General features: G+C 58.2%; 22 protein-coding genes. 11 read left to right on the top strand and 11 right to left on the bottom strand.

Annotated features, from left to right (window positions below; genetic code table 11):
* Positions 1-62 precede the first annotated feature (62 nt).
* The 5 genes from ABJZ52_RS22720 to ABJZ52_RS22700 all read right to left on the bottom strand — a co-directional run bounded on the left by ABJZ52_RS22720 (position 63) and on the right by ABJZ52_RS22700 (position 4072).
* Positions 63-1190, bottom strand: a complete 1128-nt coding sequence (locus ABJZ52_RS22720; RefSeq protein ID WP_348186411.1) for a flagellin — start codon at positions 1188-1190, stop codon at positions 63-65.
* A 342-nt stretch (positions 1191-1532) separates the two neighbouring features.
* On the bottom strand, positions 1533-1919 hold the full coding sequence (locus ABJZ52_RS22715) for a hypothetical protein (RefSeq protein ID WP_348186409.1): 387 nt from the start codon (positions 1917-1919) through the stop codon (positions 1533-1535).
* A gap of 283 nt (positions 1920-2202) precedes the next feature.
* Positions 2203-2691, bottom strand: coding sequence for a flagellar protein FlgN (locus tag ABJZ52_RS22710; protein WP_348186407.1), 489 nt, complete (start codon positions 2689-2691; stop codon positions 2203-2205).
* Complete coding sequence (locus tag ABJZ52_RS22705) at positions 2688-2999, bottom strand: rod-binding protein (protein WP_348186405.1); 312 nt, start codon at positions 2997-2999, stop codon at positions 2688-2690. Before ABJZ52_RS22705 ends, ABJZ52_RS22710 begins: the two co-directional genes overlap by 4 nt.
* A 2-nt stretch (positions 3000-3001) precedes the next feature.
* Positions 3002-4072, bottom strand: coding sequence for a flagellar basal body P-ring protein FlgI (locus tag ABJZ52_RS22700; protein WP_348186577.1), 1071 nt, complete (start codon positions 4070-4072; stop codon positions 3002-3004).
* A gap of 336 nt (positions 4073-4408) precedes the next feature.
* On the opposite strand from ABJZ52_RS22700, the gene ABJZ52_RS22695 reads away from it, so the two are divergent.
* Together ABJZ52_RS22695 and dksA are read left to right on the top strand one after the other, a co-directional pair.
* Positions 4409-4828, top strand: a complete 420-nt coding sequence (locus ABJZ52_RS22695) for a flagellar assembly protein FliX (RefSeq protein ID WP_348186403.1) — start codon at positions 4409-4411, stop codon at positions 4826-4828.
* A 164-nt stretch (positions 4829-4992) separates the two neighbouring features.
* Positions 4993-5409: an RNA polymerase-binding protein DksA gene (gene dksA / locus ABJZ52_RS22690; RefSeq protein WP_348186401.1), complete on the top strand. Its 417-nt coding sequence runs from the start codon at positions 4993-4995 to the stop codon at positions 5407-5409.
* 235 nt (positions 5410-5644) lie between these two features.
* Here the strand turns inward: dksA and flgH are convergent, their stop codons facing one another.
* Genes flgH through flgF form a run of 4 tightly spaced genes read right to left on the bottom strand, consistent with a single transcriptional unit; the run spans position 5645 to position 8931 of the window.
* The gene (flgH, locus tag ABJZ52_RS22685; RefSeq protein WP_348186399.1) at positions 5645-6397 is read right to left on the bottom strand and encodes a flagellar basal body L-ring protein FlgH; all 753 of its coding nucleotides are present in this window, start codon (positions 6395-6397) and stop codon (positions 5645-5647) included.
* Positions 6394-7374, bottom strand: a complete 981-nt coding sequence (gene flgA, locus ABJZ52_RS22680) for a flagellar basal body P-ring formation chaperone FlgA (RefSeq protein ID WP_348186397.1) — start codon at positions 7372-7374, stop codon at positions 6394-6396. Before flgA ends, flgH begins: the two co-directional genes overlap by 4 nt.
* 12 nt (positions 7375-7386) lie before the next feature.
* The gene (gene flgG, locus ABJZ52_RS22675; RefSeq protein WP_348186395.1) at positions 7387-8169 is read right to left on the bottom strand and encodes a flagellar basal-body rod protein FlgG; all 783 of its coding nucleotides are present in this window, start codon (positions 8167-8169) and stop codon (positions 7387-7389) included.
* 21 nt (positions 8170-8190) lie between these two features.
* Positions 8191-8931, bottom strand: coding sequence for a flagellar basal-body rod protein FlgF (flgF, locus tag ABJZ52_RS22670; protein ID WP_348186393.1), 741 nt, complete (start codon positions 8929-8931; stop codon positions 8191-8193).
* A 280-nt stretch (positions 8932-9211) separates the two neighbouring features.
* Here flgF and ABJZ52_RS22665 point away from each other — a divergent pair, with 280 nt between their 5' ends.
* The 5 genes from ABJZ52_RS22665 (at position 9212) to ABJZ52_RS22645 (ending at position 16643) form a co-directional block, all read left to right on the top strand.
* Entirely contained in the window at positions 9212-9718 is a 507-nt protein-coding gene (locus ABJZ52_RS22665; protein ID WP_348186391.1) for a flagellar basal body-associated FliL family protein, read from the top strand.
* Between the two features lie 23 nt (positions 9719-9741).
* Positions 9742-10971 (top strand): flagellar motor switch protein FliM, encoded by a 1230-nt coding sequence (gene fliM, locus ABJZ52_RS22660; protein WP_153768415.1) that lies wholly within the window; start codon positions 9742-9744, stop codon positions 10969-10971.
* Entirely contained in the window at positions 10968-11591 is a 624-nt protein-coding gene (locus ABJZ52_RS22655) for a DUF6468 domain-containing protein (RefSeq protein WP_348186389.1), read from the top strand. The genes fliM and ABJZ52_RS22655 overlap by 4 nt, the downstream gene beginning before the upstream one ends.
* Positions 11588-12292 (top strand): hypothetical protein, encoded by a 705-nt coding sequence (locus ABJZ52_RS22650; RefSeq protein ID WP_348186387.1) that lies wholly within the window; start codon positions 11588-11590, stop codon positions 12290-12292. Before ABJZ52_RS22655 ends, ABJZ52_RS22650 begins: the two co-directional genes overlap by 4 nt.
* A 94-nt stretch (positions 12293-12386) precedes the next feature.
* On the top strand, positions 12387-16643 hold the full coding sequence (locus ABJZ52_RS22645) for a hypothetical protein (protein WP_348186385.1): 4257 nt from the start codon (positions 12387-12389) through the stop codon (positions 16641-16643).
* A gap of 113 nt (positions 16644-16756) precedes the next feature.
* Here the strand turns inward: ABJZ52_RS22645 and fliP are convergent, their stop codons facing one another.
* Positions 16757-17524: a flagellar type III secretion system pore protein FliP gene (gene fliP, locus ABJZ52_RS22640; protein ID WP_348186383.1), complete on the bottom strand. Its 768-nt coding sequence runs from the start codon at positions 17522-17524 to the stop codon at positions 16757-16759.
* Positions 17521-18819 (bottom strand): hypothetical protein, encoded by a 1299-nt coding sequence (locus tag ABJZ52_RS22635; protein WP_348186381.1) that lies wholly within the window; start codon positions 18817-18819, stop codon positions 17521-17523. The genes fliP and ABJZ52_RS22635 overlap by 4 nt, the downstream gene beginning before the upstream one ends.
* A 390-nt stretch (positions 18820-19209) precedes the next feature.
* On the opposite strand from ABJZ52_RS22635, the gene flgB reads away from it, so the two are divergent.
* The 4 genes from flgB (at position 19210) to fliQ (ending at position 20743) form a co-directional block, all read left to right on the top strand.
* Entirely contained in the window at positions 19210-19614 is a 405-nt protein-coding gene (gene flgB / locus ABJZ52_RS22630; RefSeq protein ID WP_348186379.1) for a flagellar basal body rod protein FlgB, read from the top strand.
* A 44-nt stretch (positions 19615-19658) separates the two neighbouring features.
* A complete protein-coding gene (flgC, locus tag ABJZ52_RS22625; RefSeq protein WP_192108919.1) occupies positions 19659-20069 on the top strand; it encodes a flagellar basal body rod protein FlgC in 411 nt (136 codons plus the stop codon).
* A gap of 67 nt (positions 20070-20136) precedes the next feature.
* A complete protein-coding gene (locus tag ABJZ52_RS22620; protein WP_192108920.1) occupies positions 20137-20451 on the top strand; it encodes a flagellar hook-basal body complex protein FliE in 315 nt (104 codons plus the stop codon).
* Between the two features lie 22 nt (positions 20452-20473).
* The gene (fliQ, locus tag ABJZ52_RS22615) at positions 20474-20743 is read left to right on the top strand and encodes a flagellar biosynthesis protein FliQ (protein WP_153768424.1); all 270 of its coding nucleotides are present in this window, start codon (positions 20474-20476) and stop codon (positions 20741-20743) included.
* Positions 20744-20749: the final 6 nt, after the last annotated feature.

The raw sequence follows: 20749 nt of genomic DNA, 5'->3' as shown, positions 1-20749 counted from the left end.
GAACATGAATAAATAAATGGCGGGCTATTCCCCGCCATCTACTTGTTTTTGTTGGCTTCGCCTTAGAAGAGGCGCAGAACGTTTTGGTCTGCCTGAGCCGCCAGCGAGAGTGAGGTCGAGGCGAGGGTCTGCTGGGTTTGAAGAGCCAGCAGGTTCGCGCCTTCCTCGTTGGTATCGGCCAGCGTCAGTTTGCCGGCGCCTTCTTCCAACGTGTTGATGATGGCGTTGGTGAAGTCCTGGCGACCTTCCACGATCGACAGGTTGGTACCGAATGTGGATGCCTGCGAGCGCAGGGTGTCCTGAGCGCCTTTCAGTTTGGAAAGCGCTGCATCGATATCTGAATCCGTCGCAAAGCCCGAGTCTGTACCGTCGGTCGTGAAGTTGGCGGGCGTCGCATCCGAAGATGCTGTTGTCAGCTTGAAATCAGATGTTACCGTCAGCGTGTTGGAGGCGAAAGCAGCGCTTGCGCCGTCAACATCGTCATAAAGGGCTTCCAGATCTTCGATCGTGGTGTCGGCCTCGATCTCCAGGGACGCGACTTCGGTGCCGTTGGCGTCAGTGAGAGTGATCACGTCACCAGTCGCGAAGTTTGCCGTGGAGTCCAGCGTGGTTCCGGCAGTTCCAGTGACGGTGAGTGTCGCTGTCCCGCTGGTTGCCTCTGTCAGGTCCGACAGGTTCAGGCCAGTGGACGATGACGTGTCAGTGTAGTCCACCGACGAAATGCCCAGGCTGGAAGAGCCGTCTTCGTTGAAGGTCACCGAGAGATCGTTACCGGTGCCGCCAAGGAGGTTTTTGCCACCGTAACCACTGTCCTTCGCGATGTCCTCTATCTGGGTCATCAGCTCATTGTACTCTGAGGCATATTGAGCACGTTCTGACTGGCTGGAGGTTTGCTGTGCCTGGTTCGCTTTCGCTTTTGCGGAATCAACCAGATCGGAAATCGCCTCGATCCCCTTGTCCGCTGCTTTGAGCGTCTGGACCGACTGGCCCATGTCGTCGAGCAGGGTGGACAGATCGCTCGCGCGGTTTTCCAGGCCCTTTGCGGTGAAGAAAGAGTTCGGGTTGTCGAGAGCCGAGTTGACCTTCTTGCCCGTTGAAAGTTTTTCCTGAACCGAGCTCATCAGCTCAGAAGTAGCCTGAAGAGAGTTCAAGTTAGTGCGCACTGCGCTTGAAAGAGTAATACCACCCATTACAGAGTTCCTTCTGTTTTCCCTAGTCATTCTTCCTGAACGACATGCGAACTCTGCCGGTAAAAATTGTATCGAATCCTAATTAACTAGGTTACTGGATTTTAAGTTTAAATATGCGTGAATTTGTAGAGTTAATTTATTTGGTTAATGCTAAATATATTTGTTATATGTTTGTGGCTGTGTGGTTTTTTACTTTCATTTACCATGGTGTTGTGTGTGGGGTCGAAACACAAAAAATCCGCTCACGCAAAGCGTGGCGGATGTGTCATGCGGCGCTTGATCCTGGGTGGTTCTCAGCGCCGCTTACGGGGTAAGGCGTGTGGTCTGCCTTCGGGTGACTGCTCAGGCGGTCTTGGCGATGTTCTGCGATCGGGCTTCGTTGGCCTGATCTGAAATCGTCTTTGCGTATGCGCGAAGACGGCGCAAGGTTTCACTGGGAACCTGCTGGACCACTTCACCTGTATCGCTGTCTGTCGCGATGTAGATCAGGCTGTCGCTTTCCGGATCGCGAACATTTCGTCGATCAAGTTGTTGAGCTTGAGTTTGTAGCTCTTGACTGCGCTTGTTGTCAGCTGTGCGTCGCGCATCATTCGCGTCGGCGGATGGGTTGACCGTGCTGCTTGCGGGCAGTTCAGTCTTAGCTGCAGGTTCAATGCGCTCTGGGGCGCGGGCTTCCGGCGTGATCGCCGTATAAGACGGCAAGGGTGGCCGGACGAGTGCCGATTCCATCGTCTTTCCCTCCGGGTTACGAAAAACAATACCCGATGAGAGTTGAGGGTAACGTAAGGGAATGAATCCGACGTTAACGGAACGGTTATAATTTTAGATAACTGCACTTGCTGACTGATTCGTTTTTTAGATCAATGGCATGTGCAAGAAGCAAGTTAGGCAAATAATACTTCAAAATTGACCTTGCGGCAAACCTGACAGCAAGAAGCCGTAGCATGACGCTACGGCTTTCGAGGTTCTGCATGCGAAGAGCGTTGCTCAAGGCGGGCTCAGGCCACAAGCCTCAAAGCGATTGATTGATCGCTATTCCGCTTGCTGCTCTCGGGCCGGAAGCAGACGCGCCACCTGGTCCATATGTCGTGCTTCTCTGCTGCGCGCCGACGGCCTTTGCAACGCTCGAGACAACGCTGCTCGCGACCTCGCGCGCGGTTGACAGGACAGCAAGGTTTATCCTGAGTACCGGCTGGAATTCGGCGTGTTGCCGCTTCAGGTTCTGCGCCGACGCCGGAGCCATGTTGCCAAGTGCAACGGCATGTTCCTTGGCGCACATCATGCCGCGAGTGTATTCGTGGATCAGCCGGGCTTTTTCAGGCTGCAGCGTACCGGCTTCCTTCAGTTTGCCACCTCTGACCAGGTCCGTCTCGTTTTCTATCAGCGCCAGCAGCGTTTCCATTGTGCTGCTCAAGGTCGAGCAAAACAGGTTCGCTTCAGTAGGGCTGGTCGGACGCTCAAGCGAGAACGGCATGTTCTGGGTTTCCGTATGCACGGTCATTGCGAGTTCTCCTGGAGTTCCAACAGTTGCCGTTCGATGGTGTCGGCAAGGCCAATGCCGCCGGCATCCGAGACGGATTTTGCGTATTCGTCGATCATCATTCCGCGCCAGGCCTCGGCGCCGTTGCCACTTCCCCAGGTTCCGCCTTCTTCAAGGCCGGTGAACATGGCTTCGAGCATGTTCTTCAGGAAGACGGATTCATATTTCTCGGAGGCATCACGAACAGCGCTCTTGTTCGACCTGTCCACGCCGGCAAGCGCATCAATCGGATTTGCCTGTGCGGAAACGGATTGAGCTGGGTTGAACATTATCAAAGCACCTCGATGTCAGCTTGCAGGGCACCGGATGCCTTGATTGCCTGAAGGATAGAGATCATGTCGCGCGGGCCGATACCAAGGGCATTCAGACCGTCGACAAGTTGCTTAAGTGTTACCGCTTCGGGAACGATCGCCAGTTTGGCGTCGGGATCGTCGTTGACGAAGAGTTCCGATCGGGGAACGATTGCAGTCTGACCGTTGGCGAAGGGCAGGGGCTGAGAAACCTCAGGTGTCTCGGCGATGGTGACGGTCAGATTGCCCTGTGCGACAGCCACCATGGAGACCTTGACGTCCTGGCCCATGACGATGATGCCGGAATTTTCGTCGATCACGACACGCGCAGCGAGATCTGGTTCCACAATGAGCTGCTCGATGTCGGTCAGCAGATCCACGATGTTGCCGTCATACTCGCGTGGCAGGTCAATACGCACGGTGCCTGGATCGAGAGGTTCGGCCGTTGGCATGCCGATCAGCTCGTTGATCGAAAGTGCGATGCGGCGAGACGTGGTGAGATCCGGATTGCGCAGCGCCAGGCGCAGCGTCGTCAAGGAGGCGAGTTTGAATTCGACTTCACGCTCAACCAGGCCGCCATTTGCGATGCGCCCGGCTGTGGGAACACCTCGGACCACAGACGCGGCATCTGCCTGAGCGGAAAAGCCGCCTATGGCGACCGAGCCCTGAGCGATTGCATAGACTTCGCCGTCTGCGCCCACGAGCGGCGTGACCAACAACGTTCCGCCCTGAAGGGAGGCAGCGTTGCCGAGTGCGCTGACAGAAACGTCGATGCGTGTTCCCTGTGTGGAAAAGGGCGGCAGGTTTGCCGTTACCATCACGGCTGCGACCGTGTTTGTGTTCAGATCGACGTCGCGGGTGTTTACACCAAGACGTTCCAGCATTGCTTGCAGGCTCTGTCTGGTGAAGGGAGCATTTCTTAGTCCGTCACCGGTTCCGTTCAGGCCAACAACAAGGCCGTATCCGATCAACTGGTTTTCACGAATTCCCTCGAAGTCTGCAATGTCCTTGATGCGGGACGCGGACAGGGCAGCAGTCGTCAGGAGCGTCATGCAGAGCACGACAGCGAAGAACCTGAAGAAAATGCCATTGGTCATGCGATCTACCTGTATCCAGGGCGTTTGTGGAACCGGCAAAATGCTGCCGATGTTTTCTGGCTCTCATAATGCGAGAGATGTGCCAAACTCTGCCAAGACGCCGAAGTGACGGAAATTTTCAGTATTTCTGCCATTTTTCAGTTTTCGGCTGGAGTTGGGAAAAATGAATGGTGCGAAGTTGGCGGCAAATATTGCCGACCGTGCTCGGATTCATTTACCCTTCAGGGAAGATTCTGACACTCGGCGGTGCGCACTCGGGAATGAGGCCGGTGCCAACGGAGCGGACACACCATGCGAATTACCGGACAAAAACCAGTTTCTGGCGTGCAGGGCCGGGGGGCGAAAAAACGCAGCGGGTCCGCTGGCGATGCTTTCACACCGGAGATGGGGGACGATAGCAGCCCGACCGCCGCGACCACCAGCGCGATGGGCGTTCAGGGCATGGATGCTCTCCTGGCGCTTCAGGAGGTCGGCGAGGATCCTGAACGTCGCCGCAAAGCCGCCCGTCATGGCCATTCGCTTCTGGACGGGCTTGAATCCATAAAAACCGATCTGCTTGGTGGGCTGATTTCGGAGGACCGCCTGGAAGCGCTCGCTCATGAAGTTGGCAACCATGTCGAGAGCGGCGATGAGGAGGTGGATTCGGTGCTTCGCGAGATCGAATTGCGTGTCAAAGTCGAATTGGCAAAACTTGGCCGATTCACGGACTAGCAGGTGGCCTTGCAACAGCGGAAGAGGCCTGAAAAACTGCGAAAAATTGCAAGTAATTGAATTAACTATGTTTTTTGTAACATCATTTTTAACAAAACGACCGTTGTCGGTTCAGGGTCTCGGAGATATATTGCCCGCGGCCTAACGGGAATCCGGAGCTATCTATGACGGTTGAACTTGAGTCTGAATATCGACCCACCGAAGACGAGCCGTTTATGAATGACAGGCAGCGTGAGTACTTCAAGAACAAGCTGCTTGCCTGGAAAGACGACATTCTAAGGGAGAGCAAGGAGACCCTTGTGATCCTGCAGGAAGAAAGTCAGAACCATCCTGACTTCGCTGACCGCGCTTCTTCTGAGACAGACCGATCAATTGAGCTGCGTGCCCGAGACCGGCAACGCAAGCTGATTTCCAAGATTGATGCCGCGCTGGAGCGGATCTCTGACGGAAGCTATGGCTACTGCGAAGAGACTGGAGAGCCGATTGCTCTCCGACGACTTGAAGCGCGCCCGATTGCGACGCTGTCGATTGAAGCGCAGGAAGCGCACGAGCGCCGCGAGAAAGTCTACCGCGACGATTGAGCCAGGCGGAACAGCTTTGAATTGAAAAAGCCCTTCCGAATTTCGGGAGGGCTTTTTTGTGGCTGGAGAAATGTCCGTTCCTGCGACAGCTGTCGGATCATGTTCTGAAAATGAAAACGGGCACGGCACTCGGGGAGCGAGATACCGTGCCCGTTGTCAGCGATCGAGTATGGCTTCTAGAACACCATGATCGACCGCCGGGGGAGCTTGACTGATAGCGCTTGTCAACCGCGCATCAGAAGGGGAGCATGATGTCGAGGACCTGACTGCCGTAGCGCGGTTGCTGGACATCGGTGATCTGGCCACGCCCGCCGTAACCAATACGCGCCTCGGCAATTTTCTCGCTGGCAATGGTGTTGTCCGAGCTTATGTCTTCCGGACGGACGATACCGGCAACGACCAGTTCACGAACCTCGAAGTTGACGCGCACTTCCTGGCGTCCTTCGATCACGAGATTGCCGTTGGGAAGAACCTGCAGAACAACGGCAGCAACGCTTGTCTCCAGGGTTTCTTCCCTGTCCACACTGCCTTCGCCGGAGAAGTTTGAGCTGCTGTCGACCGATGCGATGTCGCTGGCGGCAACGCCGGCAGGCATGAAGATGGTGTCGATCGCTGTGCCCAATGCGCCGCCGACGCCGTTGGAGCTGCTGTCCGATCTGGATCGTTCGGTGGTGTTGTCAAACTCCGCCTTGTCGGAGATGGTTACGACAACGGTCAGAATATCGCCGATCTGTTTGGCGCGCTGGTCCTCAAAGAAGGCCCTGTTGCCCGATCGCCAGAGGGAGTTGGCGTTGTAATGCGCCTTCTGCGGTTCAGGCATCGGCATCTGAACGGGGCGGTAGCCTGCAGTTGTTGTCGGATCCTGAATGGCGTTCAAGGCGGGTTGCTGTCCAACCTGGGACAGACGGTCAGGTGCGCCGCAGCCGGCAGAAAGACTTGCCACGGCAATGCCGAGAAGAAGAAATTTTCCGGACTTCAGAGTGCTCATTGATTGCCCCCATCAAGGCTGGCGACGATCGGATTGGAGCGTGCGATGCGCACGTGTCCGCGAGAGGTGACGATGGCCGGCACAATCCGCCGGGAGTCCAGGTTCATGATGTCGATCACATCACCCTTGGCGCCGCTGTCGATTGCCTGGCCGCGTGTTGTCAGTTTCATGCCCGGGATTTCGAAGTTCACGGTGACCTTCTCGCCCCTGGCGATGATAACCGGCCGTTCGAAGTCGTTCCGCGTCAACGGGCTGTTGGCGCGAAGATTGCCGCGGGCAGCAAGTCCTGCGATGTCTTCGCTCGAGATCAGCGCATTGGAAGGTACTTGCAGGCGCGGCAGGCGGACTGTGGTGAGGTCAGCTGCTTTCAGGATACCACCGCGGTTCAGTGGCCGGGCGAGAGCAACCACTTCCATCATCTCGCGGGCGAAACCGGTCAGCTGAAAACTGGACCTTCCCCGGGCGCCATCGACACTAAGATAAAGCGTGAACCGTCCGTCGGTGCGTGACCACAGGACACGGTCAACCACAACCGGCTCCTGTGAGGACGGGTTTGCCTGTATCTGGGAAGGGGCGCGGTAGAAGGTGATCTCAAGGTCCCGGGGGGCGAGGCTCGCATCCCGCTGTGCGAGTGTTCTGCTGGCCAGGTCCTTGAGGCGCTCGAGGTCATAGACATCAGCACGCCGATGAACCACGACTTCATTCAGACCATCGGTGCCGGCGGTGACCAGGCCAGCGGCACGTGCGCGGCGCGCGACGGTTTCTGCCGGTACGTTGCCTGATGTTCCAAGGTCCGGAGATCTGAACAGGGGAACCTGCGCGAACTCGCCGGCAGAGGTGTAGAAGTCGCCAACGGTGACGATCTGATCGAGGGTCGAGACCTCGGACCGCAGGACCGGCCGAAGATCGCTCTGGGCACAGGCAGGTGCAGCCAATGCTGCAAGTGCAAGTCCGGCAAGGACTAGAAGGCGTTTCATGGCGCTGTCTCCTTACCGGATGTTGGTTGTGGTGGAGTACATTTCGTCAGCGGCCTGGATGATCCTTGAGTTCATCTCATATGCGCGCTGGGCGGAAATCAGGTCGGCAATCTCGGTAACGGCGTCTACATTTGCCATTTCCAGGTAGCTCTGCTGAAGGTCGCCATAACCGTCCGTACCAGGATTGTCGATCTGGGGTGCGCCACTGGCGTCCGTCTCGAGGTAGAGGTTGTCGCCGATAGCTTCGAGGCCCGATTTGTTGACAAAGCGGGCGAGCTGGATCTGGCCGAGATTGTTGGTCGCGCCGTTGCCGTCGATCACCTGAACCGTCCCGTCAGACGAGATCGTGATGTCTCTTGAATCTTCCGGAATGTCGATGCCGGGATCCACGGTGTAACCATCGATGGTCACGATCGTGCCGTTGGCGTCGCGCTCGAACGAGCCGTCACGAGTGTAGCCGGTGTTGCCATCGGGAAGCTGGATCTGGAAGAATCCTTCGCCACGAATTGCGACATCAAGCTCCTTGCCAGTCGCCTCCAGCGTGCCCTGGGTCATGATCCGCGCGGTTGCCGCAGTCTTTACACCAGAGCCGATCTGGACACCGGTCGGGACGATGGTGCCCGTGGTTGAGGTCTCAGCGCCCATGCGGCGCAGGTTTTGATAGAGAAGATCCTGGAAGTCGGCGCGCTGTTTCTTGTAGCCGGTCGTGCGCATGTTGGCGACGTTGTTCGAGATGACCTCGACATTCAGCTCCTGGGCTTTCATGCCGGTCGCAGCGATATGGAGTGCTTTCATTTATCGTGTCCTTCGGTGCGATCAGGCTTCAAGTCGGCCGAGTGTCTGGATGGCCTGTTTGCGCAGGTCATCCGTGTCCGCCATCAGTTTTGAAACGGTTTCATAGGCGCGGGTAATGCGAACCATGTGGGCGATCTCGATCACGCCACGCACGTTCGATTGCTCGAGCGCGCCCTGAATGACCCTTGGGTTTTCTGCAGGGAGCGGCTCCTCATGGGTGTAGAGGTTTTCGCCGAGTGCCTTGAGGTCTTCCGCATCGTCGAAGTCGACAATGCGAATGTTGCCGCGAATTCCCAGTTCGGACACGATCGTGCCGTCTTCGGCAATATCGACCTTGCCGTCCTCGGTGGTGAAGCTGATCGGGCCGCCGTCCGTCAGGACCGGTTTGCCGTCCGCCGTCGTCAGCTGGCCCGTCGGTGCGATGTGAAATGCACCGTTGCGCGTATAGGCTTCGGTGCCATCTTCATTTTGCACCGCGAACCAGCCGTCGCCATCGATCGCTACGTCGAAATCGTTTCCAGTCAGCCGGACACTTCCCTGAAGAAGGTTCAGGCCTGCACCGTAGTCCTGCACATAGGACAGATTCTTGTCGCCCTGCATGAATTCGGTCGCCTCAGCCAGGGGCATCAAGACTTCCTCAAAGACCATGCGCTGGGTCTTGTAACCCGTTGTCGTCAGGTTCGCCATGTTGTTGGCGACGAGGTCCATCTGATTCCTCAGGGACATCTGACGAGACAGGGTTATGAGCTGTGCATTCTCCATGTTAACAAATCCCTTTGCTCCCCGATGAGCCGGCAATCTCCCCAGACCGCTGGCTCGAGACCTTGTTTGCACATGCCGTGCCAGAAAATAAATCATTGAAAAAACTGGGTAAAAGAGAAAATTGCCGAGTGCATCAGGCAAGAGTTTCCGGCAGATATTAACCACTTGGTAATTTCTGCCGGGTTAGGCTTGTTAACGATTTGGTAACCATTCGTTAACCATTAAGGGCTTTAGAAACTATATGCGCGCGTGAAGCGTTGCGGGCAAATCGGAGTGCTTGATGGCGGACGAAGATGCTGCTGCCGACGACGAAACAGACGGCGAAGCCGAAGGTGGGGGCGGAAAGAAGAAGCTGATCCTCTTTGGAGGTATTGGTGCCGTTGTTCTCATAGGGGCAGGGGCTGGTGCCTATTTCTTTCTCGCGGGCGGCGATGCGCCGACACCGACCGTGGATGGCGAACAGCCCGTCGTGGAAGAGCAGAAGCCGGTGGTGTTTTACGATCTGCCGGAAATGACCGTGAATTTGGCGACCGACGGACGCACCACCTACCTCAAGGTGCGCATTGCTCTCGAAGTTCAGGATCGGGCAATGGTCGATCAGATCTCGCCTTTCCTGCCGCGTATTCTTGATGCTTTCCAGATTTACCTGCGAGAGCTTCGCCCCGCGGACCTAGAAGGGTCTGCCGGTCTGTTTCGTCTGAAGGAAGAACTGCTCAGACGCATCAATCTTTCTGTCTACCCGGCACGGGTCGAGGGTGTCCTGTTCAAGGAAATTCTCGTCCAGTAAGTGCAGGCTCCTGATGGTGCGAAATGGCTGACGACGACGATCTAACCGAAGAAGACATGGCCGATGCCTGGGGCGCTGCCCTGGCAGAGCAAGGTGCGGGCGACGACGAAGGCGATGACCTGGCGGCGGCCTGGGGAGCTGCGCTCGAAGAGCAGGGCGCCGGTACTTCGGATGACATGGCGGCCCAATGGGCTGCAATGATCGATGACAGCGAGCCTGACCTTGAAAATGCCACCCGGGGCGCCGACCGTGTTCTGAACCAGGAGGAGATCGATAACCTCCTTGGCTTCAACATCGACGACACGATTGCGGGCGACCAGAGCGGAATTCGCGCACTTATCAACTCGGCAATGGTGTCCTACGAACGCCTGCCGATGCTGGAAATCGTGTTTGACAGACTCGTTCGTCTGACGACTACTTCCCTGCGCAATTTCACCTCGGACAATGTTGAAGTCTCTCTGGATTCCATCAGTTCAGTGCGGTTTGGCGACTATCTCAACTCCATTCCCCTGCCTGCTATTCTGGGTGTCTTCAAGGCTGAAGAGTGGGATGGATTTGGCCTGATCACGGTTGAATCAAGCCTGATCTACTCGATCATCGATGTGCTGTTGGGCGGTGGGCGCGGAACCACAGCGGTGCGTGTCGAGGGTCGACCCTACACGACGATTGAAACCGGGTTGGTGCAGCAGATGGTTTCGCTGATCCTTCAGGACGCGGAGCAGGCGTTCGCACCTTTGAGCCCGGTGCATTTCAATCTGGAGCGACTGGAAACCAATCCGCGTTTTGCGGCTATTTCCCGTCCTGCAAATGCGGCCATTCTCGTCGAGTTGCGGATCGATATGGAAGATCGCGGCGGCACCGTCGAGATCATGATGCCCTATGCGACGCTGGAGCCGATTCGCGATCTGCTGCTCCAGATGTTCATGGGCGAGAAGTTCGGCCGTGACGCGACCTGGGAAGGTCACCTGGCATCGGAGATTCACGCTGCGGAAGTAGAGGTGGATGCCGTGCTTTACGAAACTCACCTGCCACTTGGGCGGGTTTTGAGTCTGGATGTTGGGCAAACATTGATTTTCGACGTCGACCCGTCGGACCCAGTCTTGATAAAATGCGGCAACATCCCGTTGACCGAGGGCACGCTCGGCAAGGTCGAGGATTCGATCGCCATTCGTGTCGCCAAGAACCTGCGCAAACCGAAAATGACCCTGGCTGCTTTTGAGCGGGCCATGCAAAATGAAATGGATGCACAATGAGCCCTTTGCCCGTCGGAATGATTATCGAAGGTCTGGTCGCCGTTCTTCTGCTGGTTACGATCGGATATTGCTTCACCTTGAACCGCCGCCTGCAGCGCTTGCGGGCCGATGAGGAAACTCTTCGGGCGACGATCTCCGAGCTGATGACAGCGACCGAGATTGCCGAACGGGCCATTCTTGGCCTGAAGGCGACGGCATCGGAAGCGGACAAGACCCTGGGCAGCCGTTTGGTCGCGGCCGAGCAGATGTCTGCTGCACTGGTTGGTCAGGTTGCGGAAGGGGAGAAGATCTTCACGCGGATCAGCCAGATTGCCGAAGCTGCGCGGGCTGCTACAGTCGAGCGTGATGCCTATCAAACACCGCACGCTGGATACGGGCATCCGGATCCTGCACCTGCTCCGTATCCTCAGGGCGGTTATGTGCCGCAACAGCCTCCGCAAGGCTATACGCCAGTTCCCGCTCAATATGGGGTGCACCCGCCAGCGGCTCCGGCCGCGCAGCCTGGTGCAGGCGGTTCCCAGCGCCGGTCTGGCCGGACGGATGACATCAGAAGTGCGGCAGCCGAGGCAACGGCCAGGCTGGAGCAGTTCCGCAAGCGTTCCGGAGGCGCAGCTGCATGAACCTCCGCCTGCTGCCATTGTTAGCCATTTCAGCCAGCGCCCTTTTGGCGCTGAAGCTGCTTGGGCTTGTGATGGACAGCAGTGTCGGAGTTGCGCCGATCAAGTCTGCGGTGGCGCAGGAAACACCCGCTGAAACAGCTGCAGAAGACATGCCGCCCGCAGCCGAAGGCGAGATTGCTCCTGCAGAGGAAGCAAGCCCGGCCACGGACGGACCGCCGCCATTGCCGGACACTCTGGAAATCGGTGGTTCCGCTGCTGAACGAGCCGTTCTCGAAAGCCTCGGAAAACGCCGGCAAACGCTTGAGAAACAGGAAGGGCAGCTGGACCTCAGGGAGAAGCTTCTGCAGGCGACTGAAGAACGCATCCAGAAACGGGTCGATGAGCTCAAGCAGCTGGAACAACGGATTGAGGGCGTTGTCGAGGAGAAGCGCAAGCAGGAAGAGAGCGAGATCGCCGGCCTTGTTACCATGTATGAAAGCATGAAGCCCAAGGACGCAGCCCGGATCTTCGATCGCCTCTCCCTGCCGATCCTGCTCAAGGTCGTCCGACAGATGAAGCCGAGGAAGATGGCCGATGTCTTGAGCAAGATGTCGCCAGAGGCTGCCGAGAAGCTGACTGTTGCCATTGCCAGCGGGGCTTCCGACCCACAGCCCGCTCCGCAGGAGGCCTCCGGAGATCTACCGAAAATCCGCTCAAACTGACCGATATGCCTGCATTTAACCAAGCAGTGTAAGGACGCGTTAAGACCGCATAACTAAAGGTAAAGCGTTAGGCGGCATCCAAAGGACGACAATTGTGCTGAAGCACTCTGGGCAACAGGAAACGAAGGGCGAGGCCTTTCTGCTTGCCACCGTGCACAAGTTGCTGTGCGGTGCCTTTGCCTTTCTGTGTCTGCTCGCCTGTCCTTCCTTCGTCGCTCCAGTCCTTTCGCAAACACTTGAACCCGTTCAGTTCAAGGTCCTTCCATCGCCCGGTTACGGTCGCATGGTGCTGACATTTTCCGACCGGACCTTGCTTCCGCACTATGATGCGGTGGTTACTGGCGGCGTCCTGCGCATTTCCTTCGAGGACCCGATCGATATTGACGTCGATGATGTGCCATTGGATCTTGGCGACTACATCACGATCGCCCGCCGCGATCCGGATGGGAGTGCCATACGGTTTGCGCTCAAGGGTCAGTTCAAGATCAACACGCTTGAGGCCGGGGAGAAACTCTTCGTCGACATTCTGCCGGCAAACTGGCAGGGGCTTCCGCCCGGCTTGCCGGACGATGTGGTTCGGGAACTGGCAAAACGGGCCGAAGAGGCCATGCGCAAGGTCCGGGCGCTGGAGCAGGCGCGGCTGAAGGCAAAAGAAGGTCCTTCAGTGGATCTGCATATCGGTGAACATCCGACCTTCACACGGCTCGTGTTTGACTGGTCAATCCGATTTGATACCGCATTCGTGCGCGAAGACGACATTGTCAAGCTGACGTTCAATCATCCGGCTCAGCTGGATATCTCTGAATTGCGTGCCCATATGCCGCAAGGCGTGGTGGATGCGACGTCTTTCCTGGACAAGGGCAAGCTGAAGTTCCTGATGCGTATCGAGCCATCGGTCGATATTCGGGCGTTTCGTGAAAACCAGACTTATGTCGTCGACATTACGCCCGAGAACAAGGAACCGGTCGACCCGGCCAATCAGCAGATCAATGAAGAGCTGAACACGACCCAGGGCGGAACACGTAAAAACATGATCACGGCGCCGGGGGTTCGTAACACCGGGCCTGAGGCCGCTGCCGGGCCTGGCGATGCAGCTGCACCTCAATCCGTCAACGTGTCCACCCCGGCCCCAGAAGCAGACGTGCCACAGATGTCCGACGAGGCGGCTGCCTTCGGCATGATTCCCTTTGATGGCAGCGCGCCTGCAGCTCCCGCGGCGGCCCCGACACAACCGCAGCCTGCGGTCGAGGTTCAGCCTGAACCCGCAGCCGTCGCGCCGGCCGAGCAGGAGGCCAGGTCCGAGCCGGTGGTTGCTGAAGAGCAATCCGTAGAGGTGGCGCAGGCCGCCGAAGAGCCTGCGGACACCGAAATTGCCGTGTACGTTCCGAGGCCAAAACCGGCGACGACGAAGGCGTCTGACGCGGTCGCGACGGCGGACGCTCAAGTTGCCGAGACTGAGGCACGTGAAGTGCTGGAGGAAATCGAGGACGCAGTTGCCGAGGCTGCCGAAATCATGGCGCCCTCGGACGTCGTGGCTGCAGTCCCTGCACCTGAATTGTCCGTAGAACCGCTTCCGGTTGCCACAGCCGATGGATTAGAGCTGACTTCGACGATTTCCCCGACAGAACTGCCCGGGGATGTCGGTGGGGCAGCGATGCCGCTCGTTGGGTCGATGGAAGAGGCCCAGCCGGTGATCCGGACGACGCAGCCTGCAGCTGAAGTACCGATGCCCGCCCCGGCGCCTGCACTGGCGCCGGTTGAGGCCGAGCCGGTTGAAGTACAGCAGGTCTTGCCTGCATCGGACACGTCCCTGCCACCTGCGATGGTTTTGGAGGATGCGACGGGCGGTGAAGAGGCGTGGCGTGCCCAGGGCGGTGCCGAGCTTGGCCAGATCCAGAATTCACCGGAGCAGCCGCCTGCCGACTTTGCCAAAGAGATCCGCAACTTCGTGTCCGCCGAAGCACGTCGTATCGGCAATACGGTGCGGATCGTCTTTCCGTTTCTTGAGCCGGTCTCCAGTGCCGTTTTCCGACGCAATGACAGCATATGGATGGTGTTTGACACAGGCGCCACGATCGATACGCGCGGAATGGTGTCTGCCCTTGCCGAAACGGCAGAGAACATCCAGGTGGAAGAGCGTGATGGCTACCAGGTTCTGCGTCTCGACCTCAATGATCCGGTGCTTGCGACTGTCGGGCTAGACGGCAATTCCTGGAGCCTGGTAATCGGGGACATGATTCTGGAGCCGTCAGTGCCGCTGCGCCTTGAACGCAATGTGCGCGGCGATGGCGGCTCGGTCTTGCGCGTGCTCTACAAGGATCCGCAGAATATCCGCGAGATCACCGACCCTTTCGTCGGCGACAAGATCGCACTGGTGACCGGTTTCGGTCCCCCACGTGGCCTGTTGAAGCAGCAGCGGTTCGTTGATCTCGACGCCCTCAGTTCTGCGCAGGGCATTGCGATGGCGCTGAAGTCTGATGGTGTCACCATGGAAATCCTTGGTGATGACGTCATCATCGAGAAGGTGGGCGGGTTGTCGCTTTCCAGTCGACATCTGCGAGGCGGGACAGGCGCATTCAATTCAATCGTTGATCCGAACGAGCCCGGTTATGTCGAGTTCGTGTCTCTGGCCACCAAGGGTCCGGCCACTTATCGCGAGCGACTGAACAAGCTTCAGAAGGACCTGTCCAACGCTCCAGCTGGCAAACGCCGCAAGCAGCTCATGGATCTGGCGCGGTTTTACCTCGCGCATCAGTTTGCGCAGGAATCCCTGGGCCTGATGCAGCTGGCCGTCGAAGAAGAGCCGGCACTCGCGGAGGACAGTTCCTACAATCTGATGATGGGAGCGGCCTATACGCTCGCAGATCGCCCGGATGAGGCCTACACACACCTGAACCGGCCCGAACTTAAGAACAGTCCCGATGGTGCCGTTTGGCAAACGATAGTTGATGTTGCACTTGGTAACTGGACAGCGGCCCGAATTGCGATGCCACGCGGGCGTGCCGTGATTGGCAACTATCCAAAGGCAATTCAGGCAGAATTTAATCTCGCTGCGGCCCACGCGATGGTTGAGGCGAATGACTTTGGCGTGGCCAACAGTATTCTGGCCGAGATTGAACCAAGTGAAGTCTCCAAATCCCAGGCGGCGCGCTATGATATTCTGCGCGGACGGGTCGCTGACGCCTCTGGCCGTTCGCAGGAAGCATTGACCGCCTTTGATCTGGTGGCGAAGTCGGATGACCGTCCCCGGGCCGCTGAGGCGGAGTATCGCGCCCTGCGCATTCGCTATCGCGACGGCGAGATGAGCATCGAGGAGGCGATCGATCAATTGGCGGCGCTGGCGACATCCTGGCGGGGTGATGAGATCGAACTTCGCACGCTTCGGTTCCTCTCGCAGCTTCACGCCGAGACAGGCAACTACCGGGAAGCCTTTGAATCCATGAAATCGGCTGTTCAGGCCGACCCGGAAGCCGATACGACGCGCTTGCTGCAAGAAGAGATGAACGGCCTTTTTGCCTCGCTCTTCCTTGATGGCAAGGCCGACGAGATGCCAACTGTGAAGGCGTTGTCGCTCTACTATGACTTCCGTGAGATGACACCGATTGGCCGTCTAGGCGATGAGATGGTTCGGGGACTGGCCAAGAAACTGGTCGAGGTGGATCTTCTGGACCAGGCTGCCGAGCTGCTGCGTCACCAAGTGGACAATCGCCTGAAGGGGGCGGCGAGAGCGCAGATTGCAGCAGATCTCGGGGCTATCTATCTTATCGATCGCAAACCCGAGCAGGCGCTCAGGGTTTTGAACCAGACGCGTCAGGCCAGCCTGCCATCGACGCTTGAGCGCCAGCGAAACATTGTCGAGGCGCGCGCCTTGACGGCCAGTGGGCGGCCGGATCTTGCTCTGGAACTTGTCCGCAACATGCGCGGAAGTGACGTTGACCGCCTGCGCGCAGACACCTTCTGGGCAGCGCAAAGCTGGCGCGATGCGGGCGAGCAGCTGGAGGCAATGCACGGGTCACGGTGGTCTGACAATATCCCGCTCGACCCGCTTGAGCGCCGCGATATCCTGCGTGCAGGGATTGCCTACTCGCTTGCTGGTGACCAGCTCAGCCTGAACCGGTTGCAGAACAAATATCTGGCGAAGATGACGGACAGTCCCGAGGCTCTCGCGTTTGAGGTCGTAACGCGTCCGATTGAAGCCCAGGGCGTCGAATTCCTCGAGGTCGCCAACCGGCTTGCCGGTACTGATGAACTCGAGACATTCATGGAAGAATATCGGCGCCAATACATGACACCGGATCGCTCGCCTGACCAGGCGGCAACGGAAGGACAGACCGCAACGGATGCGGGCTAGTCTTTTTCGCTAAATGACCCGGTTTGCGGCGGGCTTGCTCGGCCCATCAATCGTACACTCTCAGGCAACACCGCTTTCCCGATGACACGTTCGCGACTGGTCTGGGGGCGCGGCTATCCCGCGCCGAAACTCTTGACCAGACTGCCGGCGACCATGTTCCAGCCATCGACAAGCACAAAGAAAATCAGCTTGAACGGTAGCGAGATGACGACTGGTGGCAGCATCATCATACCCATGGACATCAGCACAGAAGCGATCACGAGGTCGATGATCAAAAACGGCAGGTAGAGCAGGAAGCCGATCTCGAAGGCGCGCCGAAGTTCACTGATCATGAAGGCAGGCACAAGCGTGCTCATGGCCAGATCCTCCGGGCTCTCTGGCGTGTCTCCGCCAGACAGCTCCTGAAACAGCGCAAGGTCTTTCTCCCGGACCTGGGACAGCATGAAAGTGCGGAAGGGATCGGCGGCGCGTTCATAAGCCTGTTCGAACTCGATCGTTCCGTCGACCAAGGGTTCGACAGCCTCGTTGTAAGCGGTCTGGAGCGTGGGAGCCATGATGAAGGCACTCAGAAACAGTGCCAGGGAGACCATCACCATATTGGGCGGCGCGGTTTGCAAGCCAATAGCCGAGCGCAGGAGCGAGAGAACCACCACGATCCTTGTGAAGCTTGTCACCATGACCAGGATCGATGGTGCCAGGCTCAGGATGGTCAGAAGCGCGACGAGCTGGACGGCGCGCTCGGTGAGACTTGCGTCCTCGCCAAAGCCGACGGTTATCTCCTGCGCCAAAGCAGGACCGGCCAGGAGAACAAGAAAGGTCCCCAGGCCGGCTGCCGCGCAAAGGTTCAGCCGCGAAGCTTGGCGGCCGATAGTTGGGGTCATAGTTTTTGTGGTCCGTGAATTTCGTCGAGAAGCTTGGCCATCTCGTCCTCGATGGGGTTGGATGACTGCGATGCTGGTGCCTTGTTTTCTTCCTCGGATGTTGAGGTGTCTGCACTCGTTATTGGTTCGGGCTCGGACGGTTTTTCGATATCCTGACCATTGTTTTTCGGTTCACTGTTCGCCGGAGGCTGCTCGGTCGGCGTGTCCGCCGGGGGCTCCGGCTTGATTGCTGCAGTCACTTCGGAAGTTGCGGGCGGCACCGGAACTTCAGGCGCTTGCTTTGCCTTATCCGTGGGCTCGGCGGGGGGGCTTTCGACAGCTGGCTGGGGCTCCACCGGCGGAGCTACCGGTGGCACGATCGCGGTCTTGGCACGTGCCGCCGGTCCGGAGGATGGTGGCGAAACGGGCCGACCGGGTGCAAGCGCTGCTCTCAGGGCAGGGGTGCCGAGGCCGCTTGGCTGCTGCTGACTCGTCGGAGTGCCTTCCGAGCTGGAGCCACTCCCGGCAGCCGGGCGGGGAGTTGGAAGAGGCGCCGGTGCCGGGCGTGGTGGATTAGCGGGGGCGGTGCGTTGAGATTGCTCGGCTTCAGGCGTAGTTCTTTTTGCACCAAAGCCTGTTGTCAGCTTTCCCGCAGCTGCCGCCTTCAAAAGTGACCTGGCCGGATTGACCGGCGCTTCTCCCCGGACATTCCTCTGTGCCTTGTTCTCCGACGCTGCTTTCGGTGCAGCCTGCGACCTCGGGCTTTCGGGACGGGTCATGCCGACCGGCGGCGTCGGCGCGGCTTGCGCAGCCTTGTTTGCTCGTGCCGGTGCGGCCGGGCGCTCGGGATGGCTTGCGCGCAACGCAGCATGAGCGATATCGACAGGGGCGGCAGATTGTGCCGGATCGGCAAGTGGTACATCGCTGCCGGTTGCCGCGCTGGTATATCCGGAGGCTGTGGGGGCAATCACCTGGCCCGAGGCCTGAGGCCGTGGCCCACCTGCGGTGAGTGGTGCGGTCTTGATGATGTTCTGTTCAACCACAACGTCAGTTGGGCCGCCGACCAGAATCAGATGTTCCACGTTGTCGCGACGGATCAGGAGAAGACGTCTTCTCGTGTCGATGTTGGTGGCGTCCATGACAGCGATGCGCGGCTGGCGATTGCGGCCGTTGGCAAGTCGGGTGCCCGTAAGCCGTTTCAAAATCATGACGAAAAGTGCGATAAGAATCAGAACGATGCCAAGAGAAATGGCGAAGGCAAGGCCTCTGGCCAAACCGTCCGAGACGCCAAATGTCTCTGCAATCCAAGTGTACATGCCTACCTCGTTTAATGCCCGCACATGTGTTCGCGGCCCGGACATCTCGACCTGCACGAGCAGGGCGGCGCCTTTTTATTCCGCACGTCGCGCCGACACCCGAACTCCTTGCTGAAACTGCGTCTCTTCAACGCGGCTTCCGGTTCGTTACACTCCGTTAGGGCAATTCCATGTGGAGCAGCTGGCGCGAATCCTTCAATCTGGCAAAGTTAACAGAAGTGGGAAAAAACTGCCTGCTAACGAGTGGGCAAACATTGCGAATTGCAAAATGCGAAGGCCTCATCCACCGATTTCTGCTGGTGGTTCCTTGTGCGGCTCATACGGCGTTAACTATTCGTTAACCTTTAGATCGGCAATGTTTGCCTAGATCGTTAATGAATGGTGAATCGCATGGCTCTGACAGACCTGCCTGTGTTCCAGGCCTTGAAGTCCAAGATGCAGTGGCATCAAACCCGTCAGGGTGTTCTGGCGGAGAACATTGCCAATGCGGATACACCGAAATATCGCGCCAAGGAACTGAAGTCCTATGCGTTTTCCGACCATATCGGCGCAAGCAGTTTCGGCATTGAGGCTGAGGTGACCAAGGCCGGGCACATCAGCGGCACGATTTCTGCCAGCTCCAAGGGCAAGCTGGACAAGCAGAACATGTTTGAAACCACCCCGAGTGGCAACAACGTGGTGCTCGAGGAGCAGATGATGAAGGTCACCGAAAACCAGATGGATTTCCAGGCGGCCTCGACGCTCTATTCCAAGAGCCTCGGCCTGATCAGAACCGCCCTTTCGAAGTCCGCATGACCATCGGCTCGCGGGTCGCTGCTTGAGCTGTCAGGAGAACTAAAATGGATCTCATCAAGTCTTTGTTTGTTTCGGCGTCGGGCCTCAAGGCCCAGAACGGCCGCATGCGGATCATCGCGGAAAACGTTGCCAATGCGGACAGTACGGGGCGGACGCCGGGCGAGGATCCCTACCGGCGCAAGATTGCGACCTTCAAGAGCCACTTCGACAAGGAAGTCGGCGGCGAGATGGTTCAGCTTGGCAAGCTTTCGGAAGACACAACGCCTTTTGAAGTGCGCTATGAGCCTGGCCACCCGGCTGCGGATGAAAAGGGCTACGTGAAGGCGCCGAACGTCAACACTCTGGTCGAGACCGTCGACATGCGCGAGGCGCAGCGGTCCTACGAGGCGAACCTGAACGTTATCGAGGCGACGCGCCGCATGGTGCAGAAGACAATCGACATCCTGAGGGCCTGATAGCCATTCGGCTGGCGGACCCATGAGGTCCGGTCCGACGTAAAACTCCAACAAGGGCGAGGGCATCATGTCTACTCCATCGGTTGCAAACAATGCCTATCAGATGGCCGCGAAACTCGCGCAGCAGGCAGCGTCGCCGGGCGACATGCCCGCGGGACCGGAAAGCGTTGACTTCGGCCAGATGGTTCAGGAAGCCGTCGAGAGCGTTGTCGACAAGGGCCGTGACATGGATAGCAAGTCGATCGGTCTCATCGAGGGCCGCACAGATGTTGTCGATGTGGTGACTGCGGTCGCTGAAACCGAAATGGCCCTGGAAACCATGGTCTCCGTTCGCGATCGGGTGATCTCCGCCTATGAAGAGATCATGCGGATGCCGATCTGATCCTGACCGCGAAAGGCTGCGCATGACTGGCGGCGAGGTACTTGATATCGCCCGAGAGGGCGTCTGGACGATGATCCTCGTGGCTGGCCCGACCATGGTTGTCGGGCTCGTGGTTGGCGTCGTGATTGCGCTGTTTCAGGCGCTGACGCAGATCCAGGAAATGACGCTGGTTTTCGTCCCGAAGATCCTCGCAATTTTCGTGACGCTTTTGATCACGATGCCCTTCATGGGCCAACTCCTGGCGAGTTTCACGGCGAGGATCGGCGAGTTGATCCTGCAAACCCCCGCGTGATCGGGG

The sequence above is a fragment of the Roseibium sp. genome, from assembly GCF_039982295.1.
In the GTDB taxonomy this organism is placed as follows: Bacteria; Pseudomonadota; Alphaproteobacteria; order Rhizobiales; family Stappiaceae; genus Roseibium.
The sequence above is the reverse complement of the archived record's forward strand: the minus strand, read 5'-3'. Positions and strand labels throughout refer to the sequence as shown.